Origin of the sequence: Sphingopyxis sp. (assembly GCF_050725655.1) — a bacterium.
In the GTDB taxonomy this organism is placed as follows: Bacteria; Pseudomonadota; Alphaproteobacteria; order Sphingomonadales; family Sphingomonadaceae; genus Sphingopyxis.
Genome location: NZ_JBOHHT010000053.1, coordinates 22644 through 44507 on the forward strand (window position 1 = coordinate 22644; position 21864 = coordinate 44507).

Here is a 21864-nt window from a genome sequence, read left to right on the forward strand (position 1 = left end):
CCAGCCCCGTGACCCTGTTCAGCCGCTTTTCCGACCATATCGGCGCCGCGCTCGATGCGCTTGCCGCCCGCGATGCCCTGCCGGGCGGCCTCGACCGCGGCGCGATCAGCGTCGAGCCGCCGCGCGATCCCGCGCATGGCGACGTCGCGACCAACGCCGCGATGGTGCTGGCGAAGCCCGCGGACATGAACCCGCGCGCACTCGCCGATCTGCTCGTGGCAGAACTTGGTGGGCTCGACGAAGTGACCGAGGCGAGCGTCGCTGGCCCGGGCTTCATCAACCTGCGCCTCGTCGATGACAGCTGGCGCGACGAGCTCGCACAGATCTTCAGCGAGGGCGGCGACTATGGCCGTTCGAGGATGGGGCAGGGGCGGCGCGTCAACGTCGAATATGTCTCGGCGAACCCGACCGGCCCGATGCACGTCGGCCATTGCCGCGGCGCGGTCGTCGGCGATGCGCTCGCGGCGCTGCTCGAATTTGCGGGACACGAGGTGATCCGCGAATATTATGTCAACGACGCCGGCGCGCAGGTCGATGTGCTCGCCCGCTCGGTGCATATGCGGTATCGCGAAGCGCTCGGCGAGGACATCGGCGCGATCCCCGAGGGGCTGTATCCCGGCGACTATTTGATGCCCGTCGCCGATAAGCTCGCCGTCGAATATGGCGACCGCTTCGTCAGCGCCCCCGAAAGCGCGTGGCTCGGCCTGTTCCGCGCCGAAGCGGTCAGCGCGATGATGGACATGATCCGTGCCGACCTTGCCAAGCTCGGCATCCACCACGACCTCTTCTCGTCGGAAGCCGAATTGCAGGCCGAGGGCAAACCCGCCGCCGCCGAAAAATGGCTGCGCGACCATGATCTCGTCTACGACGGCCAGCTCGAGGCGCCCAAGGGCGAGACCCCCGAGGATTGGGAGCCCGTCGAATTGCCGCTGTTCCGCTCGACGCAGTTCGGTGACGATCAGGACCGCCCGATCAAGAAATCGGACGGCAGTTGGACCTATTTCGGTGCTGATCTCGCCTATCATTTCCAGAAGAGCCAGAATGTCGACGAACTGATCGACATCTGGGGTGCCGACCATGCCGGGACGGTCAAGCGGATCAAGGCCGCGGTTGCGGCGCTGACCGGCGGCAAGACGCGTTTCGACGTCAAACTGGTACAGATGGTTCGGCTGCTCAAGAATGGCGAGCCGTTCAAAATGTCGAAGCGCGCGGGCAATTTCGTGACGCTCGCCGATGTCGTCGACGAGGTCGGCAAGGATGCGGTGCGCTTCACGATGCTCACGCGCAAGGCCGACGCGCAAATGGATTTCGACTTCGCCAAGGTCGTCGAGGCGTCGCGCGACAACCCCGTCTGGTATCTGCAATATGCCAATGCCCGTATCGCGCGGCTGCGCAAAAAGGCCGCCGATGCGGGGATCGTGCTGCCTGCGCCCGCTCCCGCGCGCCTCAATGCGCATGAGCTGGGGCTGGTAAAACTGCTCGCGCAATTCCCGCGTATCGTCGAAGCCGCCGCCTCGGCGCGCGAACCGCACCGGATCGCCTTTTACCTCGCCGACGTCGCCGCGGCGTTCCACGCCTGGTACAATCTCGGCAACGACGACCCTGGCTTGCGCATCGTTCTCGACAATGACCCCGAATTGACCGCGACGCGCCTTTATTTGGCCGACGGAATCGGGCAGGTTATCCGTAACGGGCTGTCCCTGATGGGGGTTGAGGCGATCGAGGAGATGGTTTGATGGCCGGCGACAAGAATGCAGAGCAGGGGGATGCAGGTCTAGGTCTCGAGGACGAGGATCGTCTGCCCTGGCTCGAAGCGGCCGACGGGTTCGAGGAAGATGGCGAGGTTTCGCCGGCACGCCTGCTCGTGATGGTGCTTGGTGGGCTCTTGCTGATCGGGGTGGTTCTCGGCGGTCTGTGGTGGGTTCAGAATGGCGGCACGCGCAGCGACGGCGAACTAATCGCGGCGCAGGAGGGCGACTATAAGGTCGCGCCCAAGAATGACGGCGCCAAGGCGTTCGAGGGGGAGGGCGATGCCAGCTTCTCTGCCAGCGAAGGCGCCGAACCGGCGGGCAAGGTCGATCCGACGCGTATGCCCGAAGAGCCCGCGGTGACGCCCGAGGAACGCGAAGCCGCGGTAAAAAAGGCTGCAGCGGACAAGGCCGCTGCATCAAAAGCCGCTGCCACCAAGACGGCGCCGGCGGACAAGGTGAAGCCCGCTGCGGCTCCGGTGAAGACCGCCGACGCTCCCAAGGTCGCTCCGGCATCGGGGTCGGCGATGATCCAGCTCGGCGCGTTCAGCAGCGACGCCGCCGCGGCGAAGGCATGGACGAACCTGTCGAAGCGCTTCGCCTATCTCGCCGAACTCAACAAATCGGTTTCGCCCGCGAAAATTGGCGACGGCACCGTCTATCGGCTGCGCGTCTCGGCAGGGACAGCCGCCAATGCCAAGGATTTGTGCGGAAAATTGCGCGTTGCCGGTGAAAATTGCGTCGTCGTTCGCTGATTCGGCCCGCTTGGCCGCAGACTCCGTTGGTGCAATCGTGCTGCTATGGCATGGTCTTGCCGTGGTTGCCGCCTGAGGGGGCGGCGATCGATGGAGTTTGATGCACGATGATACCGGCAATTTTCGGCCTGTCGGGCCTGACCCTCACCGACGACGAGCGCGCCTTCTTTCGCGACAGCGATCCCGCGGGCTATATCCTGTTCGGGCGCAACATCGAAAATCGTGAGCAGTTGCGGCGGCTGACCGATGAGCTGCGCGATCTCGACGGGCGCGCCAATCTGCCGATCCTGATTGATCAGGAGGGCGGGCGCGTGGCGCGCATGCGATCGCCCGAATGGCCGCTTTTCCCGAGCGGGGCGGCGTTCGATGCGCTCTATGATCGCGCGCCGGCCAGCGCGATCGAGGCGGCGCGGCTGAACGCGATGGCGCTTGCGGCCATGCTGTCCGAGGTTGGCATCACCGTCGACTGCCTGCCGCTGCTCGACGTGCGCCAGCCGGGTGCTAGCGATGTGATCGGCGACCGCGCGCTCGGCAGCGAGCCGATGCGCGTTGCCGCGCTCGGCCGCGCGATCCTGGGCGGATTGCAGGCCGGCGGCGTTGTCGGCATCGTCAAACATATCCCGGGTCACGGCCGTGCGCTGCTCGATACGCACGAAGCATTGCCGACCGTCGCCGCCCCCGACCGCGATCTTCAGACCGATCTCGCGCCCTTTGCGGCGCTGCGCGATGCGGCGATGGCGATGACCTGCCATGTCATCTTCGAAGCGTGGGACCCTGACCGGCCCGCGACGCTGTCGCCGATCGTCATCGACAGCGTCATCCGCCAGCGGATCGGCTTTCACGGCCTGCTGATGACCGACGATCTCGACATGAAGGCGTTGTCGGGCGACGTGCCTTCGCGCGCCGCCGATGCAATTGCCGCGGGTTGCGACATCGCACTCAATTGCTGGGCGAAGATGGACGATATGGTCGGCATCGCCAACGCGCTCGACTCGATCAGCACCGTGTCGCGCGCGCGGCTCGAAGGCGCAATGGACCGGATTTCGGGTGACAACGACGCGCGGGCGTTCGCGACCCTGGTCGATCAGCGCGACGCGCTGCTGGCGATGGCCTGACCGCCGATGGAGGAACTGCCGCTCGATTTCGAAATCGCCCCGGCAGCGCCCGAGCGCGACGATGCCTTGCAGCTTTCACTCGAAAGCTGGGAAGGCCCGCTCGACCTTTTGCTCACCCTCGCTCGCAGCCAGAAGGTCGATCTCAAGCAGATTTCGATTTTGGGGCTGGTCGAGCAATATCTGACCTTCATCGCCGGCGCGCGCGAACTGAAGCTCGAGGTCGCGGCCGATTATCTCGTGATGGCGGCATGGCTAGCCTATCTCAAATCGGCGCTGCTGCTTCCGAAGGATCCGCTCGAGGATCCGTCGCCCGACGAACTCGCGCTGCGCCTGCAATTGCGTTTGCAGCGGCTGGCGGCGATGCGCGAGGCCGCAGCGCGTCTGCTCGCGCGCGACCGCGTCGGCCGCGACGTCTTTCTGCGCGCGAAACCCCAGGGGCTGCGTGACATCAAGGTGCGGCGCTGGGACGCCAGCCTTTATGATCTCCTGTCGGCCTATGGGCAGGTTAAGCTGCGCTCCGAACCCGTCGTGCATATGGTGTCGCGGCGCCCGGTGATCACGCTCGACGCGGCGCTCCATCATCTGCAGCGGATGCTCGGCGTAAAGCTCGACTGGGCCGAACTGGCGGATTTCCTGCCGCCGGACTATGACGGACCGCTGCGCCGCTCGGCGATTGCGTCGAGTTTTGTCGCCGCGCTCGAACTGGCGCGGCAGGGCCGCGTCGACCTGAAACAGGATGGCGCGTTCGAACCTCTCTATCTGAAGGCATCCGGGGCATGATCGACGATCTCGAACGCGCGATAGAGGCGATGCTGTTCGCGAGCGACGCGCCGCTCGACGCGCGGCAGGTCGCGGGGCGGCTGGGCGACGAGATGACGCCGGGGGAGGTTCGCGCGATCATCCAGACGATTGCGGCACGCCATGCGGGAGGCGGAATCGAACTCGTCGAGCGCGGCGGGCATTGGCATTTCCAGACGCCTGCCGATCTCGCGCACCTGCTCCGCCGCGAACGCGACGATCCGCGCAAGCTGTCGCGCGCGGCGGCCGAAGTGCTCGCCATCGTCGCCTATCATGAGCCCGTCAGCCGCGCCGAAATCGAAGCGATCCGCGGCGTCCAGGCATCGAAGGGCACGCTCGACGTGCTGATGGAGGCCGAATGGATCGCACCTGCAGGGCGGCGTGAGGTTCCGGGGCGGCCGCTGATTTACAAGACGACCGACGCGTTCCTGCAACATTTCGGCCTCACGAGCCGCAAGGACCTGCCGGGAATCGAGGATTTGCGTGCGGCAGGACTGCTCGACCCGGTCGATCTCGCTTTCGAGGAAGCGATGGGCGAACTGGACCTAGTAAAAGACGGCGAGGAAGCTTAGATAGCGGCCTCAAGGAGAATTTGAGATGGGTAGCTTCAGCATCTGGCACTGGCTCGTGGTCGGGATTCTCGTCCTGCTGCTGTTCGGCAAGGGCCGTTTTTCGGACATGATGGGCGATGTCGCCAAGGGTATCAAAAGCTTCAAGAAGGGCATGTCGGAAGACGACGCGCCGACGACGCCCGCACCCAAGCATATCGAGGGCCAGCGCGCGCCCGATGCCACCCCGATGTCGACCCCGACCGCCGAGCACGACAAGCTCTGATCGCCGTCCGATTGCGGGGGAAGTTTTAGGTCATGTTTGACGTCGCGCCGACCGAGTTGCTGCTCGTCGTGGTGGTGGCCTTGGTGGTTATCGGCCCCAAGGATCTGCCCAAGGCGATGCGCTTTGTCGGCAAATGGATGGCGAAGGCGCGCGGCATGGCGCGCCATTTCCGCTCCGGGCTCGACACGATGATGCGCGAAGCCGAACTTGAAGAACTCGAAAAGCAGTGGCGCGAGCAGAATGACGCGATCATGCGCGAATTTCCGCGCATCGACGATGTGAACGCATCGCCCGCAACGCCTTCGGCGAATGCAGCGACGACCGAACCGACGAAGACCGAGCCCGTGACAGAGGCTGAGATCGACGAGGCCGCGGCGGCCAACCCGCCCGAAACGCACGCGATACCGCCGAAGGACGGCCCGCTGCCGTGACCGAAGAAACCACGACTGACGAGGACGGCTCAGGCGGCAAGATGCCGTTGCTCGATCATCTGATCGAACTGCGGTCGCGCCTGCTGAAATCGCTATTGGCAATTGGCGTCGCTTTTGGCGTATGCCTTTACTACGCCAAGCCGATCTTCGGGATTCTGGTCCAGCCGCTCGTTCGCGCCGGACAAGGGAAGCTGATCTATACGCAGCTGTTCGAGGCGTTTTTCGTCGAGATCAAGGTCGCCTTGTTCGCGGCCATGATGATCGCTTTTCCGGTGATCGCGAACCAGTTGTGGAAATTCGTCGCGCCTGGCCTGTTCAAGCAGGAAAAGCGCGCTCTACTGCCCTTCCTGCTCGCGACCCCGATCCTTTTCGCAACCGGTGCCAGCTTCGCCTATTTCATCACAATCCCGATCGCTCTCAAGTTTCTGCTCGGATACCAGGGCGACGTCGGCGGGATTACGCAGGAAGCGCTGCCGACTGTCGGCAATTACCTCAGCTTCACGATGCAGTTCATCATGGCGTTCGGCATCGCTTTCTTGCTGCCGATCCTACTGATGCTGATCGAGCGGTCGGGGCTGGTGACGCGTGAGCAGCTGGTTTCGGCGCGGCGCTATATGATCGTCGCGGCCTTTGCGATCGCTGCGGTGTTCACGCCGCCCGACATCCTGAGCCAACTGCTGCTCGCGGTGCCGTTGGTGTTCCTGTACGAAATGTCGCTGCTCGCGATCTGGTTCACCCAGCGCCGACGCAAAACAGGCGCCGAAGAGGCGCCTGTCGAGCCTCTCGAAGAGGCTTAGGGTAAGTTAGTCTCAGTCCCGATTAGTCGATGGCATCGCTGCCAGCTTGACCGACAGATTCGATGTCGCGACCGGCACCCTTTACCGTATTGCAGCCAGCGACCAGAAAGCTTGCCATCAGGGCGAGAAGGATTGCGCGGTAACTCGTCATATTTCTACCTCTCAGGATTTGTTGCAAAATGGCCCGGCACGCTTCGAGGGGGGGGGAGGGAATGCGGGCCGGGCCAATGTTGCTGAGCAGCGCTGCGGGGGGGCGATGACCGCTGCTCAAATGGGAAACGACCAAAGCGGCGGATAAGTTCCGAAAAAAAATTGCGGCAATGAATTTTTTTTTAGAGCTTTTTGAATCGATTGGATTTCAGGGACTTGCCCTCAAAGTGTGGTCAGCCCGCTGAGCACCGCGAGGCCCAGGAAGGCTAAAAATCCCATGGAATCGGTCGTCATCGTGACGAAAATGGAACTCGCGACCGCAGGGTCCTGATCGAGCCGGTCGAGCAGCAAGGGGATCGCCACCCCGGCGACGCCCGCGACAAATATGTTCACAACCATCGCCGCGGCGATCACCGCGCCAAGCTGCGGATTGCCGAACCACAAGGCGGTGGCGGTTCCCGCGATCAGCGCGATCGTTCCGCCGTTGAGGATCGCGATCTTCATTTCGCGCAAGATCGCGCGCCAGCTGTTCGAATCGGTGAGCTGGTTCATCGCGAGTGCGCGTACGGTTACCGCCAGCGTCTGCGTGCCTGCATTGCCGCCGACGCCCGCGACGATGGGCATCAATGCCGCCAGCGCGACCATATGTTCGATCGCACCGCCGAAAAATCCGACGATCGAAGAGGCCAATAGCGCGGTGCCAAGATTGGCGATCAGCCAGCGAACGCGCGCGCTGTACGTTTCACGGATCGGTTCGTTGATGTCGCCGTCGCCGGCGCCCGACAGGCGCAATATATCCTCGCCCGCCTCTTCCTGGATGATGTGGACGACGTCATCGACCGTGATCATGCCAACGAGCCGTCCGCCCCTATCGACGACGGCGGCGGAGATCAGCGCATATTTCTGGAAGCGCAGCGCGACCTCTTCCTGATCCATATCGATCGGGATCAACGTCTGTTCGCGCTTCATCACATCGCTGATCGCAATGTCGCGCGGCGTGCGCAAAATCCAGCTGAGCTGGCACGTGCCGACCGGGCGGTGCATCGGGTCAACGACGTAAATTTCCCAGAAGTCGCTGGTGAGGTCGGTATCTTCGCGCAGCCGATCGATGACGTCACCGACGGTCACATGCTCCGGCACCGCGACCAGATCGCGCTGCATCAGGCGACCGGCGGATTCCTCGGGGAAGGAGAGCGCATCCTCGATCGCGGCGCGATCTTCGGGTTCCATCGCCTGAAGGACGGCCTGCTGTTCGTCCTCCTCCATATCCTCGATGATCGCGACGGCGTCGTCGGTATCGAGTTCGGAGGCGAGCTCGGCCACTTGCTCCGGCGCGAGAAGGTCGATCAGTTCCTCACGAACATAATCGTTCATCTCCGCGAGCACGTCGGCGGAGAGCATTTTTCCGAGGACCGCGGCAAGCATCGGCCGCTCGTCGGCGCGCGCGAGCTCGAACAGGTCGGCGATATCGGCGGGGTGGAGGCGGCCGATCCGCTCGCGCGCCGCTTCGCCTTCGCCGGCTTCGGCAAGGTCGATGACGTCGCGAACGAATTCGGGTTTCAGCCGGTCGTCTTTGTCCAGCTCGGTTTCGGCTTCGCGGGTGACGGGCACCCGATCGCGATCGTCGGCGATCACCACGTCTTCCGGCGGCAGGGAATCTTCGCGTTTGTCCATCGCGCGGTCCTCCCTGGTCTCTTGCGGCGTCCGAGCCCTTCCCCTAGTGCTGCCGCCCGCCGATGGCAACGGCGCGAGCGCCTTTTCGCGATTTAATGCGTGGCTTTGGGCGCCGCCCCGGCTATGGGACCGCCAACATAGACCACAGGAGCTCTACCATGTCCGACACTCTCACCCTTTCGCTGTCGACCGGCGATGTTGTCATCCGCCTCCGTCCCGACCTTGCTCCGCAGCATGTCGAGCGCATCACCGCCCTTGCGAACGAAGGCTTCTACGATGACGTCGTGTTCCACCGCGTGATCCCCGGCTTCATGGCGCAGGGCGGCGACCCGACGGGCACCGGGATGGGCGGCAGCGAGCTTCCCGACCTGCCGCAGGAATTCAGCAGCGAGCCGCATGTTCGCGGCGTCTGCTCGATGGCGCGGTCGCAGAACCCGAACAGCGCCAACAGCCAGTTCTTCATCTGCTTCGACGACGCGGGCTTCCTCGACAAGCAGTACACCGTCTGGGGCGAAGTGATCGAAGGCATGGAAAATGTTGACGCGCTGCCCAAGGGCGAGCCGCCGCGCGAACCCGGCAAGATCGTCAAGGCGACAGTCAGCTGATCCGGAAAATCCCCGCTTCGGCGGGGATTTTTTTGCCTAGTCGCCGATAAAGTCGTTGAGCCGCCCGCAAGCGGCGATCCAGTCTTCCTTGAATTCCTGCACGACCTGCCCGGCGCCCATCGCCTCGTTCATCAGGCCGACGCCCTGGCCGACCCAATAGGTTGCAAGGGCCTTCGCGCCTTCGTGGCCGCCTTCGGACAATTTATCGACCTTGCGCAGCGCGGGTTCGCTGACCAGTGACTGGAGCGGCATCGGCAGCGGTTTCGGCGCGCCTTCTGCCTCCCATGCGTCGGTCCATGGCGAGCGGAGCTGGCGCGACGGTTTGCCGGTGCGGCTTTTCGAGCGCACCGTGTCGCGCGATGACGCCGCGAGCATCTTTTCCTTCACGACCGGATTGGTTTCGGCCTCGGCGGTGGTGAGCCACACCGAACCGGTCCAGGCGCCGTGTGCGCCCATCGCCATCGCCGCTGCCATCTGGCGCCCGGTGACGATGCCGCCTGCGGCGAGGATCGGCGTGTTGGCGCCGACGGATTCGACCGCCGCAGCGACTTCGGGCACGAGCACCATCGTTGCGACTTCGCCGCAATGCCCGCCAGCTTCACCGCCCGCGACGACCAAGATGTCTACGCCCGCCCGCACCTGCACGAGCGCATGGTCGCGGGTGCCGACGAGTGCGGCGACGGGGACGTTATGACGCTTACCGAGTTCGAGCATCAGCGGCGGGGGGACGCCGAGTGCGTTCGCGATCAGCTTGATCGGATGGCGAAACGCGACCTCGAGCAGCTTTGCGGCGCCGTCCTCGTGCATATTGTCGCCGAAGCTCTGGCGCGTTTCCATCGCAGCTTCGAGGCCGGCGGCGTCGACATCAAACTTGCCAAGCAGGTCTGCGGCGAACTTCAAGTGCGACGCCGGAACTTTCGCGGCGCCGGACGAGGGCGCTTCGCCCTTGCCGATAAAGCTGTTGGGAACGATCAGGTCGACGCCATAAGGGCGCCCGCCAATATGCGCGTCGATCCACGCGAGTTCTTCCTCGAGCCGCTCGGGCGGCAGCGCGGCCGCGCCAAAGACGCCCATGCCTCCGGCCTTCGACACGGCAACGACGACGTCGCGGCAATGCGAAAAGGCCAGGAGCGGGAATTCGATGCCGAGCATCGCGCAGATGGGGGATTGCATGGGGACCTCTCCGTTTGTCTATTTGCACCCATGTCAGCCCCAGTTGACGTAAACGTCAAGTTGATTTGCTGGGCAGGCCGATTATCGCAGGTTCATGACCCAATTTTCCCTGTCCGATTTCGACCTCGATGCCTTTGTTCGTGCCACGCTGGCCGAGGATTTGGGGGCGGGAGGTGATATCACCTCGATGGCGACGATTCCCGCCGACGCGCGTTTCGGCGGGGTGATGGACAGCCGCGACGCGATCACCGTCACCGGATTGCCGATCGCCGAGCGATTCTTTCGCGCACTCGAACCGGACATGGAGATCGAGATACTGGTCGAGGAGGGCGCGCAGGTCGCATCGGGAAGCGACCTGATGCGGTTCTCGGGGAACGCACGCGCGATGCTGACCGCCGAGCGATCGGCGCTGAACACGGTGCAGCACCTGTCGGGCATTGCGACGATGACGCGCCAATATGTCGACGCGCTCGCGGGAACCGGCGCGACGTTGCTCGATACGCGCAAGACGATCCCCGGCCTGCGCGTGCTGGAGAAATATGCGACGCGTATGGGCGGGGCGACCAACCACCGCATGGGTCTGTGGGACGCGGCGATGATCAAGGACAATCATGTCGCGGTCGCAGGATCGGTCGAGGAAGCGGTACGCCGCGCGGTCGCTGCCGGAATCGCCAGCATCATCGTCGAGGTCGACCGCGTCGCGCAGGTCGAACCCGCGCTGGGTGCCGGGGCGACGCACCTGCTCCTCGACAATATGGGCCTCGACGATCTGCGCGCGTCGGTCGCGATCGTCGGCGGCAAAGTGCCGACCGAAGCGTCGGGCGGGGTGCGGCTCGATACGATCCGCGCAATCGGCGAGACGGGCGTGACCTTTGTGTCGGTCGGGCGGCTGACCCAGTCGGCGCCGGCAGCGGACATCGGGCTCGATTTTGCGCTGGCCTAGTCTCGCCGTTTTCGGCCTGTTGTTCGCGCCAACGGTTGCACAGGCGCAGGCTTTGGCGTGCAGCATAACCGACCGGATTCCGGTTCCGCGCCTTGAACAGCCGAAGCGCGGCGAACCCGCGCGCAATCCGGCGATCACCGGCTATCTGCTGAGCATGAGCTGGTCGCCGCAGCATTGCGCCGATGTGCGCAATCCAAAGGACGCGCGTGACCGCTTCCAATGTTCGGGCGAAAACGGCCGCTTCGGCTGGGTGCTCCACGGATTGTGGCCCGAGACGGACAGTCCCGGTTATCCGCAATGGTGCCGCCCGGCGAAAATCGTGCCGCAGCCGGTGCTGAAAAAGCATATGTGCATGACCCCGTCGGCGCAGCTGCTCCAGCACGAATGGGCGAAGCACGGCACCTGCATGAGCCCGAACCCCGCGGCCTATTTTCGCTCGGCCGAAATCCTTTTCCGCGCCGTCCGTTTCCCCGACATGAAGGCGCTCGCCGCCAAGCCGCAAACCGCAGCCAGCGTTCGCCGCGCCTTTTCCGCGGTCAATCCGGGGGTGGCCGCGCCGATGATCGCCGTGTCGGTTGACCGGCAGGGATGGCTCGACGAGGTGCGGCTTTGCCTGGGGCCGCGCATGAAGCCCGCAAGGTGCAAGCCGTTCCAGACGGGAGCGAAAGACGTCCGTCAAATCCGCGTCCGACCGATGTCCGCGCGTTAAGGCGAATCCGTCAAAGCGTATCAGTGCGGGACGGTAGCGCGTTAACTCTCTTTTAACCTTATCGACTCGTTAACATGGTCCTAGCTTCGGGTGCATGGACTCGAACGATCATATCGATATTCGCGACCGCGTTCGCGAGCATGGCACGCGGCAGATGGTTATCGCGCGGCTCAGCGCGCCGGCGGACTGGCAGGGTGAACTCAGAACCGCGCTTGCGGCTCATCGCGAGCCCGTAACAATCTTTTCGAACAATGACTTCCGCCTGTTTTTTCAGAGCTTCGCGATCTTCTTTACCGCGACGATGATGTTCCTGCTCTGATCGCTGAGCGCGTTCAATCGCAGGCGCGGTGCAGCTTCTGCGCGAGCCAGGCCGACACGAGGCACATCGCGGCGCTCATCAGCAACTGGTCGACGACGCCGACGCCGGCGAAGCCCAGGCCCATCGCGAGCAGCGATCCCGCGACCATCGCGCCCGAATTGACGATATTGTTCGCGGCGACGGTGCGCGCGGTCTGGTCCTTGGGCACGGTGGTCGTGAGGAAGGCGTAGAGCGGCACGACGAACATGCCGCCGCTGATCGCGATGCCGAGCAGGCTGGCGAGCAGGGGGTAGACGTCGGCATGGTTCAAAAATCCGCTGATACCGTACATCGCGCCCGACGGATCATGCTCCCAGTTGCGGCACACCCAGTAAAATGCGACGACGAACACGCCCATGACGATGACGCTGACGGGGCTGTAGCGCGCCGAAACCTGTCCCTTGAGCAACCGGTTGACCGCGACCGACCCGATCGCGATACCGATCGAGAAGATCGCGAGGAAAAGGCTGGCGACGCTCTTGTCGGCGTGCAGGATATTCTTGACCAGCGGCGGGAACTGGATGAACAGCACGGCACCGATCGTCCAGAAAAAGCTGATCGACAGGATCGCGAGATAGAGGCGCGGGATGTGCATCGTGCCGCGGACGAGCGTTATCGAGGAGCGGACGATATGCCAGTCGATGCCGGTTTCTTCATGCTCGGGGGGCGCCGGCGGCACCTTTCGACCAGTCCAATAGCCGATCGCGGCGACGAGGACGACGCCGAGTGCGGCCCATTCGACGTCGATGACCCCGGCAAGGATCGTGCCCGCGAGGATCGCGATATACGTCCCGGCCTCGACGAGCCCCGTGCCCGCAAGCACTTCGTCGCTTTTCAGATGCTGCGGCAGGATTGCATATTTGATCGGGCCGAAGAAGGTCGAGTGGATGCCCATCGCGAACAGCGCGAGCATCATCAGCGGGATTGCGATCAGGTGCACGGCGAAACCCAGCCACGCGAGCACAAGTCCGGCGCCGCCGACGACCATGATCAATATCTCGCAGAATTTGACGATGCGGATGATCCGCGCCTTGTCGCGCGTGTCGGCGAGTTGCCCGGCGAGCGCCGAGAGCAGGAAAAAGGGCAGGATGAACAGGCCGGTTGCGACCGCGCTGAACAATGTTTCGGACGCTTCGTCGTTGAACACGCCATAAACGACGAACAGCACCATCGCGTTCTTGAACAGATTGTCGTTGAAGGCGCCGAGGAGCTGCGTGACAAAGAGCGGAAGGAACCTGCGTTGTTTCAGCAGCGCAAAGGAACCGGTCATTGAAAATCCATTTTTACAGCCCGACATGTCAACACCGGCTGCCGCCACAGGCAATTCGGTTGTCGCCGGGGGGGCTTATCGGTTAGGGCATTCGGGGTCAAAGCCCATTTGAAGGGTGTGGGTCGCTTTATGGCGCGATCGAGGTTCGAAGCGATTTTGTTCAGGGCCAGGAGACGAGGCGCAGGCATATGAGTATATTCCAAGCCTTGTTGACGCAGCCATGGACAAAATCGGTCGAATCCCGAAGGGACGCCGAAATGGCTTCGATACCGCCTCCGCGCGGCCTTGCAGATGGAACCACCATCCGCGGCGGCCACGCGAAGTCGATATCTTCGCCATTTCGTCGCCTCGACCGCGCCATAAAGCGACCCACACCCTAACACGGACACGCCGACAGCGATCATGCTCAGCCTTCCTAACATCCTGACATTGTCACGTATCCTGGCGGTGCCGATCCTGCTGTTCCTGCTGTGGCCCGGGGTGGTCGAAGGGTCGCACCAGCCGAAGCCGATCGACTATGCGCTCGCCTTTGGCCTGTATTGCCTGATGGGCATTACCGATTATTTTGACGGTTATGTTGCACGCTCGCGCGGGATCGTGTCGCGGCTGGGGGCTTTTCTCGACCCGATCGCCGACAAGATCATGATCGCGGCGGTGATCCTGCTGCTGGTCTTCACCCGCGACATCGCCGGTTATCATGTCATCGCCGCGCTGATGATCCTGCTCCGCGAAATCATCGTATCGGGACTGCGCGAATTCCTCGCGACGCTGCAGGTATCGATGCCAGTGACCCAGCTCGCCAAATGGAAGACGACGTTCCAGCTCGTCGCCTTCGGCGCGCTGATCCTGGCGGGGGCGCTGCCTGAAATGCCGTGGATCAAGACCGTCGGGCTTGCCTCGTTGTGGGGCGCCGCGGCGCTTACGCTGGTTACCGGCTGGGATTATCTGCGCGTCGGCCTGAAGCATATGGATTGAGACAGATCCGATGGCGCTGAACATCGCCTATTTCGCCTGGGTCCGCGAACGGATGGGGATCGCCGATGAGACGGTCGACCTCCCCGCGAGCGTAACCAATGTCAGCAGCCTGATCGCATGGCTTGCAGCGCGCGATGCGCGTGGACAAGTCGCTTTTGCCGAACCGCAGCGTATCCGCGCCGCTATCGACGGTGTGATGATGGGCTCCGATGCGCCGCTTGCCGGGGCGCACGAGGTCGCGCTGTTTCCGCCGGTGACGGGCGGATGATCCGCGTTGGAGTCCAACCGGGGGCGATCGACATCGCCGCCGAACTCGACCTGCACGATGCGGGCGGGCATGGCGCGAGCGCCAGTTTCATCGGACGGGTGCGTGGTGACGGCGATTTGACCGAGTTGTTCCTCGATCATCACCCCGCGATGACCGCGGCAGGGCTGGCCGATCTGGCGCATGCTGCGGCCGATCGCTGGCAACTTTCGGCGCTGACCCTGATCCACCGTGTCGGCGCGATGATGCCGGGCGAGACGATCGTGTTTGTCCTGACCAGCAGCGCCCACCGTGCCGAGGCGCTGGCGGCGTGCGAGTTTTTGATCGACCGGCTGAAAACCGACGTCATGCTGTGGAAGCGCGAGACCTTTGCCGACGGGCGCGTTCAATGGGTCGAGCCACGCGAAGGCGATGGCGCGCGCGCGGATCGCTGGAGCGGCTAATCGGCCTGATGCTTGCGGAAGATGTCGGCGAGCATCCGGAATTCGTCGGCGCGCGGGCTGCCCTTGCGCCACACCAGCGCGATCGTGCGCCAGTCATGGTCCGAATCGAGCGGGCGCGTGTCGATGTCGGTATGGTCGAGGATCCCGGCCTCGATCGCCATTTGCGGCAGCATCGTGATGCCCAGGCCATTGTCGACCATCTGGACCAGCGTGTGCAGCGACGTCCCCATCATCCGCGCACCGGCGCGCAGTTCGGGCCGGTTGCACGCGGCGAGGACATGATCCTTCAGGCAATGGCCGTCCTCGAGCATCAGCATCTGCGACGGGTCGAGCTGGTCGGCGCTGACCATCGCGGGGAGGTTTTCGGACTGGTCGCCCGGGAAGGCGACGAACAGCGCGTCGTCGAACAGATTCTCGGCTTCGACATCGCCGCACGCGTAGGGGAGCGCGAGGAGGACGCAGTCGACGGTGCCGTGGTGCAGCGATTCGCATGCCTGCGCGCTCGGTTCCTCGCGCAAGAAGAGCTTGAGCGACGGGCGTTCCTTGCGAAGCCGCGGCAAAAGCCCGGGGAGGAGGAAGGGTGCGATCGTCGGAATGACGCTCATCCGCAGTTCGCCGACCAGCGGCGCGGCGGCGGCGGCCATATCGGCCAGTTCCTCGGCCTCGCGCAGCACGCGGTGCGCCTTTTCGACGATCGCGTTGCCGAGTCCGGTGAAGCGAACGACGCGGCGGGTGCGTTCGACGAGCGTCTGGCCGAGCAGGGTTTCGAGTTCGCGAATCCCCGCCGACAACGTCGACTGAGTGACGTTGCAGGCGTCGGCGGCGCGGCCGAAATGGCCGTGTTCGTGCAGCGCGACAAGATATTGCATCTGTTTCAGTGTGGGGAGGTAATTGTGCATTGATCGGATATAGCAATTATTGGGAAGGTTTTGAACAAGTTTGCCGATTAAAATTCGTGGCCATAATGGCGGCGTCTGTTGTCGTTTTCTGCGCCGCCGTGTTAGCTATGGCCGATAAACCGGCGCGGAGGGGCGGATGGCAGTTTCCCGTTTTCTGATTGGCGGCATGGCAAGCGCGCTGTTGCTGACCGGCGGGCTTTTCATGTGGAAGGGTTATACGCAGATCGCAGAGGAAGAGGTGCTGCCCGATCCGCCGCCCGCCTTGCCGGCGATTCCTGTCGCGGCAGCGGGGGCACCCAAGCGCGGGTCCGCGCCGCCGGCGCTGCCCGCGGCCAAAGAGGCGTCGCGCGAAGAGCGGCGTTTCAATCGCTTCGACCGCGACCGCAACGACCGGATCAGCCGCGTCGAGCTGATGTCGTCGCGCACCGCGGCATTCCGCAAGCTCGACAAGGACGGCAATAATCTGCTGACCTTCGAGGAATGGGCGGCGGCGACGGGGCAGCGCTTTGCGGGCGCCGACGGCGACAAGTCGGGCGATCTGACGCGCGCGGAATTTTCGACGACAGCGCCGAAGCAGGCGGCGAAACCGAAGTGCAGCTGCTAGGCAGTGACCCCGTCGGCGCGCTTCATCCACTCGGCCAGCGACGCCCCCGCCCGCTGCGTGTATCCCAGCTTGCGATCCTTCTTGCGCACATCCTCGGCCAGCGGCGGAAAGAGGCCGAAATTGACGTTCATTGGCTGATAGCTCGCGGCATCGGCACCGCCGGTGATGTGGCCGAGTAGCGCGCCGAGCGCGGTTTCGGGCGGCGGCGGCGCGAGGTCGCGTCCGGCGAGTTCGGCGGCTGCAAAGCGCGCGGCTATCAGGCCGATCGCCGCGCTTTCGACATAGCCTTCGCACCCGGTGATCTGCCCCGCGAAGCGGATGTGTGGCGCCGATTTGAGGCGGAGTTGTTGGTCGAGCAGTTCCGGCGAGCGAATGAAAATGTTGCGGTGGAGACCGCCGAGGCGCGCAAACTCTGCCTTTTCGAGCCCGGGGATGGTGCGGAACAATTCGACCTGCGCGGCGTGCTTCAGCTTGGTCTGGAAACCGACCATGTTCCACAGCGTGCCAAGCGCATTGTCCTGACGCAGCTGGACAACGGCATAGGGCCAGCGCCCCGTGCGCGGATTGTCGAGGCCGACACCTTTCATGGGACCGAAGCGCAGCGTTTCGGGGCCGCGTTCGGCCATTACCTCGATCGGCATGCAGCCCTCAAAATAGGGCGTGTCCTTTTCCCAGTCCTTGAAGTCGGTCTTGTCGCCATCGACCAAGCCCTGAACGAAGGCGTGATACTGGTCCTTGTCCATCGGGCAGTTGATATAATCCTTGCCGTCGCCGATCGGCCCGACCTTGTCCCAGCGGCTGGCCATCCACGCGACGTCCATGTCGACGCTGTCGCGGTAGACGATGGGGGCGATCGCATCGAAAAAGGCGAGGGCGTCCTTGCCGGTCGCGGCGCCGATGCTCGAGGCGAGGCTGGCGGCGGTGAGCGGGCCGGTCGCGACAATGGTCAGCCCTTCGGTCGGCAGCGTATCGATGCGTTCGCGGACGATGGTGATGTTCGGATGCTGCGACAGCGCCTGCGTCACGCCGCCCGAGAACAGGTCGCGATCGACCGCGAGAGCCGACCCCGCAGGCACCTTGTACACATCGGCCTCGCGCATGATGATCGAGCCGAGGGTGCGCATCTCGCGGTGGAGGAGTCCGACGGCATTGCTGTCGCCATCGTCGCTGCGAAAGCTGTTCGAGCAGACCATCTCGGCGAGCGCGTCGCCCTGATGCGCGGGGGTCATGTCGCCGCCGCCGCGCATTTCGGAGAGGCGCACGCGTAATCCCGTCTCGGCAAGCTGCCACGCGGCTTCGGATCCGGCGAGGCCGCCGCCGATGATGTGAATATCGTATGTCATTTACCGTATCCGTTGACTTGCCCTGCGTGCGCCGCGCACTAGGCCGGTTGAAGACAAGATGCAAAGGGGTGGTGATGAGCGGGGAACGGAGCTGGGATCGGGCGCGCTGGTTGTGGCTGTTGGCACTGGTCGGCGGGATCAGCTTTTTCGTGGCGGTGTATTTGCGGCTGGACGGTCCCGTAATCTGGGCGTGGAAGACGGTCGGCGTCGGCTTGCTGGCGGTTTGGGCGGCGGCGAATGCACGCGAGAAGAACGGCTGGTTGATCGCAGCCGTCCTCGGTTTCGGCGCGCTCGGCGATTATCTGCTCGATGCAAAAGGGCTTATCGTGGGCGCGGCGGCGTTCGCGGTGGGACATCTGATCGCCATCATCCTGTATCTGACCAACCGGCGGGCGCAGATGGCTCCATCGCAGCGCCTGCTGGGCTGGCTGACTATGCCCGCCACGCTGGTGATCGTCTGGGGCATGCTGAGCCCCGCTGCGGGCTGGTGGCACGCCGCGGTCTACTCGCTGTTCGTCGCCGCGATGGCGGCGGCCGCGTGGATGAGCCGCTTTCCGCGCTATCGTACCGGGATCGGCGCGATGATGTTCCTTGCGAGCGATCTCTTCATCTTTGCGGGCGAGGGCGCTGTGCTGTCCAAGGACGTCACGATGTGGCTTGTCTGGCCGCTCTATTTCGCGGGACAGGCGCTGATCGCGTGGGGTGTCGTAAGCACCGTTGCGAGCGAAGCGGCGAAAAACTGAAAGCCGCGGAAATCCGCCTGACTTTATTCGCGTTTCATGCGTTGGCCGGATTCTGAACCGTTCAACCCGATTTCGATCCAGCCCGCTTAAGGCGACAAAAGACTCGCATGTAAGCCGCGAGATTGTCTCCTTTGTCGCTTTAAAAGCCGCACTGCGCGGGGTCGCGGATTGCGCGATGCGGTGCAAGCGGAGTGATATCCGAACGGTCATCGGGCAGTATGAAGCATGTCGTCATTTTGTAGGACAGCATATTGTCGCGGCCCCACCGTCGGGGCTGCGTGCGGGTACATACGATGGCTTCGGGAGGGTCTTCAGACGCCGTCCCACGCCGCAATCGTCGTGCGGTGGAGCAGGCGATCGTGGCCGTCGTAGCCGCCGGTCGCGCGATGAAGTACCGAGCGATTGTCCCACATGATCAGCATGTCGGGTTCCCATATGTGGCTGTAACGAAACTGCTCGCGCCCCTGCCACTGGATCAGTTCGTAGAGAAGGGGCAGGCCCTCGACATCGTCGAGCCCGTCGAAGCCGATGATGTAGCCCGCGCAGCCGAATAGCCCCAGGCGACCCGTCTCGGGATGTGCGCGGACGAACGGGTGAAGCTGTGTGTCGAGCGCTTCGTCGCCCGAACGGATGTCCATGCTGCGATCCCTGTCGTTCGCGCCGTACATACCCGATGGGGCGTAGCCGGCGCGGGCGCTGTGGATCGCCTGCAGCCCCTCGATGCGCGCGCAAAGGTCGGCGGGCATCGCGTCCAGCGCGGCGTGCTGGTTCGAAAACTCGGTGTTGCCGCCGACCGGCGGGATGGAGATGCCGAACAGGCAAGTGCCCGCCGGCGGCCGCGCCTGAAAACTCCAGTCGCTGTGCCAGTTTTCGGCGAAAAGCGGCGCGGTCTCGTCGGCCTTGCGCTTCACTGCGATAATATGCTCGTGACCCGGGATCGGGCGGATGAACGGGTCGTCGCCGAACCCGCCGAAATAGCCGGTAAAACGCTCGAGATCGCCCTCGCGCATCTTCTGTTCAGGAAAGGCCAGGACATGATGATCGAGCCATGCCGAGCGGATTTCGGCAATGGTTTCGGGGGTGAGCGGCTGCGTCAGGTCGACGCCGGTCACGCGCGCGCCGCACGCCTGACCGCTGAGGGTGATGATGAGCGTCATCGCCAGATGGTGCGCCGATCGGGGGGCGTGGTCAATCGGGCGCGGCGATCCAGCGGTCGATCTGCGCTTCGAGCACCGGCAGCGGGACCGAACCCCGGCCAAGGATGATCTCGTGAAACATGCGCTGGTCGTATCGTGCGCCCAGGGCCGCCCGCGCCCGGTCGCGTAGTGCGAGGATGCGTTGCATTCCGACCTTGTACGAGGTCGCCTGCCCCGGAGTGACGAAATAGCGGCGGATTTCGGAGCGGATCTTGGCGATCGGCTGCGGCGAATTGGCGGTGTAGAAGGCAAGCGCCTCGTCCTCGCTCCATCCCTTGGCGTGGATGCCGGTATCGACGACCAAGCGTATGGCGCGCCAGATCTCGCGCCCCAGCCGGCCGAAATCGCTGTAGGGATCGGTGTAGAAACCCATCTCTTTCGAGAGCCGCTCGACATAGAGCGCCCAGCCCTCGCCGTAGGCGCCATAGAAATAATTCTTCCGGAACTCGGGCGTGCCGGTCATCTCCTGCGCGAGCGCGATCTGCATATGATGGCCAGGCAGGCCCTCGTGATAGACGGTGCCCTCGATTTCATAGGTCGGCGTCGCGCGTGTGTCGGCGAGATGGACATAGAAGATGCCCGGCCGCGACCCGTCGAGCGCCGCCGACGAGTAGTGCGCCGCACCGCCTGGCTCTTCGCGAAACGTCTCGACGCGCTTGACGATCAGGTCGGCCTTGGGCAGCCGCCCGAATTGTTCGGGCAGCCGCGCGCGCATGCCGGCAAGATAATCCTCGGCCTTCTTGAGATAGATCGCGCGACCGACATCGTCGTTCGCGACGTAGAAGCGGTCGTCGCTGCGCAGGAAGACGAAGAAATCCTCAAGCTTTCCTTCAAAGCCGATCTTCGTCTTCAGCGCCGCCATCTCGGCGCGGATGCGCGCGACTTCGGACAGGCCGAGCGCGTGGATTTCGTCGGCGGTCATGTCGGTCGTCGTCTGCAGCCGCAGCATCGCATTATAATAGGCCGCGCCATCGGGCAGCGCCCCCGCGCCGCGCGGTTCGGCCGATGCCCTGGCGCGGTCGGCGGTGAGCCAGGCGCGAAGCCGGTCGTAGGCGGGCTTCATCGATCCGGTCATCGCGGCTGCGGCTTGCGCGGTGTAGCGATCGGCAGCGGCGGCGTCGATTTTTCCGGCGGTTACCAGGCCCGTCACCTTTGTCTTGGCATCCGCGAACAGCGCATTGTCCGCGCCACCGTCGAACGGCGCCCCGGCGATGAGGCGCCCGACGAGTTCGATCGACTGGTCATAGGCGAAGCCGGGCATGCGTACGCCCTTCGCCGCCGATGCTTTTGCGCGATCAAGATAGATGTCGAGCGTCGGGCCGAGCGCGGTGACCCGCGCGATATATGCATCCATGTCATCCGGCGTATCGACACGGTGCTGGTTGATCAGGAAGTTCGGCAGTCCGGTGTGCGGACCGTTGCGGTCGAAGATATAATTATGCCCGCGCCATTTCGTCGACGCCTCGGCGCGATCGAGTTCGAGCACCCACATGTCATAGGAGACCCGCGCGTCATCGCCGAGGCTCGCGCGATCGAATTGGCGCTTCATCGCAGCAACATTGTCCCGGCGCCACTTGAGCCGTGCCGCCGCCGCCGCATCGCTGGGGTCGGTAAACCGGTCCTGCTGTTCCTTGCGGCCGAGTTGCGTCAGCTGTTCGGGATCGAGCGCGATCTCGGCCTCGAAGGCCGCGTCGAGAAAGGCGGTGAGCGCCGCATCGCCCGAGCCGCCCTTGGCCGTCGCGCGCGCCGCCGGTGCCGCAACAAGGCTCGTCGCCAGAGCCAATGAGAATTCCCGTCGTGATAGCTGCATCGGACCCTTTTTATCTTTTCTCTGTTTTTTCAGAATCATCGGTAACGCGATTGGCGTGCTGCGGCCAAGGCCAAATTTGGCCGGTAACGGCCGGGCTATTTTTGAGCGACCGCGTAGCGCGGACGATCGATGTAGACGCCGCCATATTTTTTCATCATCCTGATCCGGCGCCGCAACTTTTGCACATGCCGGCGAACATGGACGTGTTCCCATGTCCAAGCTGGAG

The 21864-nt window shown here is 64.0% G+C and carries 25 protein-coding genes; 17 read left to right on the top strand and 8 right to left on the bottom strand.

What is annotated here, in order from left to right; translation table 11 throughout:
• Positions 1-8 precede the first annotated feature (8 nt).
• The 8 genes from argS (at position 9) to tatC (ending at position 6478) form a co-directional block, all read left to right on the top strand.
• Entirely contained in the window at positions 9-1736 is a 1728-nt protein-coding gene (argS, locus tag ACREBX_RS06920; RefSeq protein WP_431561016.1) for an arginine--tRNA ligase, read from the top strand.
• Positions 1736-2503: an SPOR domain-containing protein gene (locus ACREBX_RS06925; protein WP_431561017.1), complete on the top strand. Its 768-nt coding sequence runs from the start codon at positions 1736-1738 to the stop codon at positions 2501-2503. The genes argS and ACREBX_RS06925 overlap by 1 nt, the downstream gene beginning before the upstream one ends.
• A 107-nt stretch (positions 2504-2610) precedes the next feature.
• Entirely contained in the window at positions 2611-3618 is a 1008-nt protein-coding gene (gene nagZ, locus ACREBX_RS06930; RefSeq protein ID WP_431561018.1) for a beta-N-acetylhexosaminidase, read from the top strand.
• A 6-nt stretch (positions 3619-3624) separates the two neighbouring features.
• Positions 3625-4398, top strand: a complete 774-nt coding sequence (locus ACREBX_RS06935; protein ID WP_431561019.1) for a segregation and condensation protein A — start codon at positions 3625-3627, stop codon at positions 4396-4398.
• Positions 4395-4988, top strand: a complete 594-nt coding sequence (scpB, locus tag ACREBX_RS06940; protein WP_431561020.1) for an SMC-Scp complex subunit ScpB — start codon at positions 4395-4397, stop codon at positions 4986-4988. Before ACREBX_RS06935 ends, scpB begins: the two co-directional genes overlap by 4 nt.
• A 25-nt stretch (positions 4989-5013) precedes the next feature.
• On the top strand, positions 5014-5250 hold the full coding sequence (locus tag ACREBX_RS06945) for a twin-arginine translocase TatA/TatE family subunit (protein ID WP_137888393.1): 237 nt from the start codon (positions 5014-5016) through the stop codon (positions 5248-5250).
• A gap of 32 nt (positions 5251-5282) precedes the next feature.
• Positions 5283-5681: a Sec-independent protein translocase protein TatB gene (gene tatB, locus ACREBX_RS06950; protein WP_431561021.1), complete on the top strand. Its 399-nt coding sequence runs from the start codon at positions 5283-5285 to the stop codon at positions 5679-5681.
• Positions 5682-5722: 41 nt separating this feature from the next.
• Positions 5723-6478: a twin-arginine translocase subunit TatC gene (gene tatC, locus ACREBX_RS06955; RefSeq protein ID WP_431561159.1), complete on the top strand. Its 756-nt coding sequence runs from the start codon at positions 5723-5725 to the stop codon at positions 6476-6478.
• A 22-nt stretch (positions 6479-6500) separates the two neighbouring features.
• On the opposite strand, the gene ACREBX_RS06960 is transcribed toward tatC, so the two are convergent.
• Both ACREBX_RS06960 and mgtE read right to left on the bottom strand, forming a co-directional pair.
• The gene (locus ACREBX_RS06960) at positions 6501-6629 is read right to left on the bottom strand and encodes an entericidin A/B family lipoprotein (RefSeq protein WP_037515306.1); all 129 of its coding nucleotides are present in this window, start codon (positions 6627-6629) and stop codon (positions 6501-6503) included.
• A 221-nt stretch (positions 6630-6850) separates the two neighbouring features.
• Positions 6851-8302: a magnesium transporter gene (mgtE, locus tag ACREBX_RS06965; protein ID WP_431561022.1), complete on the bottom strand. Its 1452-nt coding sequence runs from the start codon at positions 8300-8302 to the stop codon at positions 6851-6853.
• Positions 8303-8460: 158 nt separating this feature from the next.
• Here mgtE and ACREBX_RS06970 point away from each other — a divergent pair, with 158 nt between their 5' ends.
• The gene (locus ACREBX_RS06970; protein WP_431561023.1) at positions 8461-8907 is read left to right on the top strand and encodes a peptidylprolyl isomerase; all 447 of its coding nucleotides are present in this window, start codon (positions 8461-8463) and stop codon (positions 8905-8907) included.
• 36 nt (positions 8908-8943) lie between these two features.
• Here ACREBX_RS06970 and ACREBX_RS06975 read toward each other — a convergent pair whose 3' ends face one another.
• Positions 8944-10080, bottom strand: a complete 1137-nt coding sequence (locus tag ACREBX_RS06975; protein ID WP_431561024.1) for an NAD(P)H-dependent flavin oxidoreductase — start codon at positions 10078-10080, stop codon at positions 8944-8946.
• Between the two features lie 94 nt (positions 10081-10174).
• Between ACREBX_RS06975 and nadC the strand changes: the two genes are divergently transcribed.
• From nadC to ACREBX_RS06990, 3 genes are all read left to right on the top strand, one after another.
• On the top strand, positions 10175-11023 hold the full coding sequence (gene nadC, locus ACREBX_RS06980) for a carboxylating nicotinate-nucleotide diphosphorylase (RefSeq protein WP_431561025.1): 849 nt from the start codon (positions 10175-10177) through the stop codon (positions 11021-11023).
• Positions 11010-11732: a ribonuclease T2 family protein gene (locus tag ACREBX_RS06985; protein ID WP_431561026.1), complete on the top strand. Its 723-nt coding sequence runs from the start codon at positions 11010-11012 to the stop codon at positions 11730-11732. The genes nadC and ACREBX_RS06985 overlap by 14 nt, the downstream gene beginning before the upstream one ends.
• 94 nt (positions 11733-11826) lie before the next feature.
• On the top strand, positions 11827-12051 hold the full coding sequence (locus ACREBX_RS06990) for a hypothetical protein (protein WP_431561027.1): 225 nt from the start codon (positions 11827-11829) through the stop codon (positions 12049-12051).
• A 13-nt stretch (positions 12052-12064) separates the two neighbouring features.
• Here ACREBX_RS06990 and ACREBX_RS06995 read toward each other — a convergent pair whose 3' ends face one another.
• A complete protein-coding gene (locus ACREBX_RS06995) occupies positions 12065-13360 on the bottom strand; it encodes an MFS transporter (RefSeq protein WP_431561028.1) in 1296 nt (431 codons plus the stop codon).
• Between the two features lie 402 nt (positions 13361-13762).
• On the opposite strand from ACREBX_RS06995, the gene pgsA reads away from it, so the two are divergent.
• Genes pgsA through ACREBX_RS07010 form a run of 3 tightly spaced genes read left to right on the top strand, consistent with a single transcriptional unit; the run spans position 13763 to position 15043 of the window.
• The gene (pgsA, locus tag ACREBX_RS07000; RefSeq protein ID WP_431561029.1) at positions 13763-14335 is read left to right on the top strand and encodes a CDP-diacylglycerol--glycerol-3-phosphate 3-phosphatidyltransferase; all 573 of its coding nucleotides are present in this window, start codon (positions 13763-13765) and stop codon (positions 14333-14335) included.
• Positions 14336-14345: 10 nt separating this feature from the next.
• Positions 14346-14603, top strand: coding sequence for a molybdopterin converting factor subunit 1 (gene moaD, locus ACREBX_RS07005; protein WP_431561030.1), 258 nt, complete (start codon positions 14346-14348; stop codon positions 14601-14603).
• Positions 14600-15043 (top strand): molybdenum cofactor biosynthesis protein MoaE, encoded by a 444-nt coding sequence (locus ACREBX_RS07010; RefSeq protein WP_431561031.1) that lies wholly within the window; start codon positions 14600-14602, stop codon positions 15041-15043. Before moaD ends, ACREBX_RS07010 begins: the two co-directional genes overlap by 4 nt.
• Here ACREBX_RS07010 and ACREBX_RS07015 read toward each other — a convergent pair.
• Complete coding sequence (locus tag ACREBX_RS07015; RefSeq protein WP_431561032.1) at positions 15040-15942, bottom strand: hydrogen peroxide-inducible genes activator; 903 nt, start codon at positions 15940-15942, stop codon at positions 15040-15042. The genes ACREBX_RS07010 and ACREBX_RS07015 overlap by 4 nt on opposite strands.
• Positions 15943-16078: 136 nt before the next feature.
• Here ACREBX_RS07015 and ACREBX_RS07020 point away from each other — a divergent pair, with 136 nt between their 5' ends.
• Complete coding sequence (locus tag ACREBX_RS07020; protein WP_431561033.1) at positions 16079-16546, top strand: EF-hand domain-containing protein; 468 nt, start codon at positions 16079-16081, stop codon at positions 16544-16546.
• Here the strand turns inward: ACREBX_RS07020 and trmFO are convergent.
• Complete coding sequence (gene trmFO, locus ACREBX_RS07025) at positions 16543-17889, bottom strand: methylenetetrahydrofolate--tRNA-(uracil(54)-C(5))-methyltransferase (FADH(2)-oxidizing) TrmFO (protein ID WP_431561034.1); 1347 nt, start codon at positions 17887-17889, stop codon at positions 16543-16545. The two genes, ACREBX_RS07020 and trmFO, sit on opposite strands and share 4 nt — an antisense overlap.
• Positions 17890-17963: 74 nt before the next feature.
• Here trmFO and ACREBX_RS07030 point away from each other — a divergent pair, with 74 nt between their 5' ends.
• The gene (locus tag ACREBX_RS07030) at positions 17964-18632 is read left to right on the top strand and encodes a lysoplasmalogenase family protein (protein ID WP_431561035.1); all 669 of its coding nucleotides are present in this window, start codon (positions 17964-17966) and stop codon (positions 18630-18632) included.
• A 311-nt stretch (positions 18633-18943) separates the two neighbouring features.
• On the opposite strand, the gene ACREBX_RS07035 is transcribed toward ACREBX_RS07030, so the two are convergent.
• Positions 18944-19789, bottom strand: a complete 846-nt coding sequence (locus tag ACREBX_RS07035; protein WP_431561036.1) for a TauD/TfdA dioxygenase family protein — start codon at positions 19787-19789, stop codon at positions 18944-18946.
• A gap of 31 nt (positions 19790-19820) precedes the next feature.
• On the bottom strand, positions 19821-21611 hold the full coding sequence (locus tag ACREBX_RS07040; RefSeq protein WP_431561037.1) for a DUF885 domain-containing protein: 1791 nt from the start codon (positions 21609-21611) through the stop codon (positions 19821-19823).
• Positions 21612-21864 lie beyond the last annotated feature (253 nt).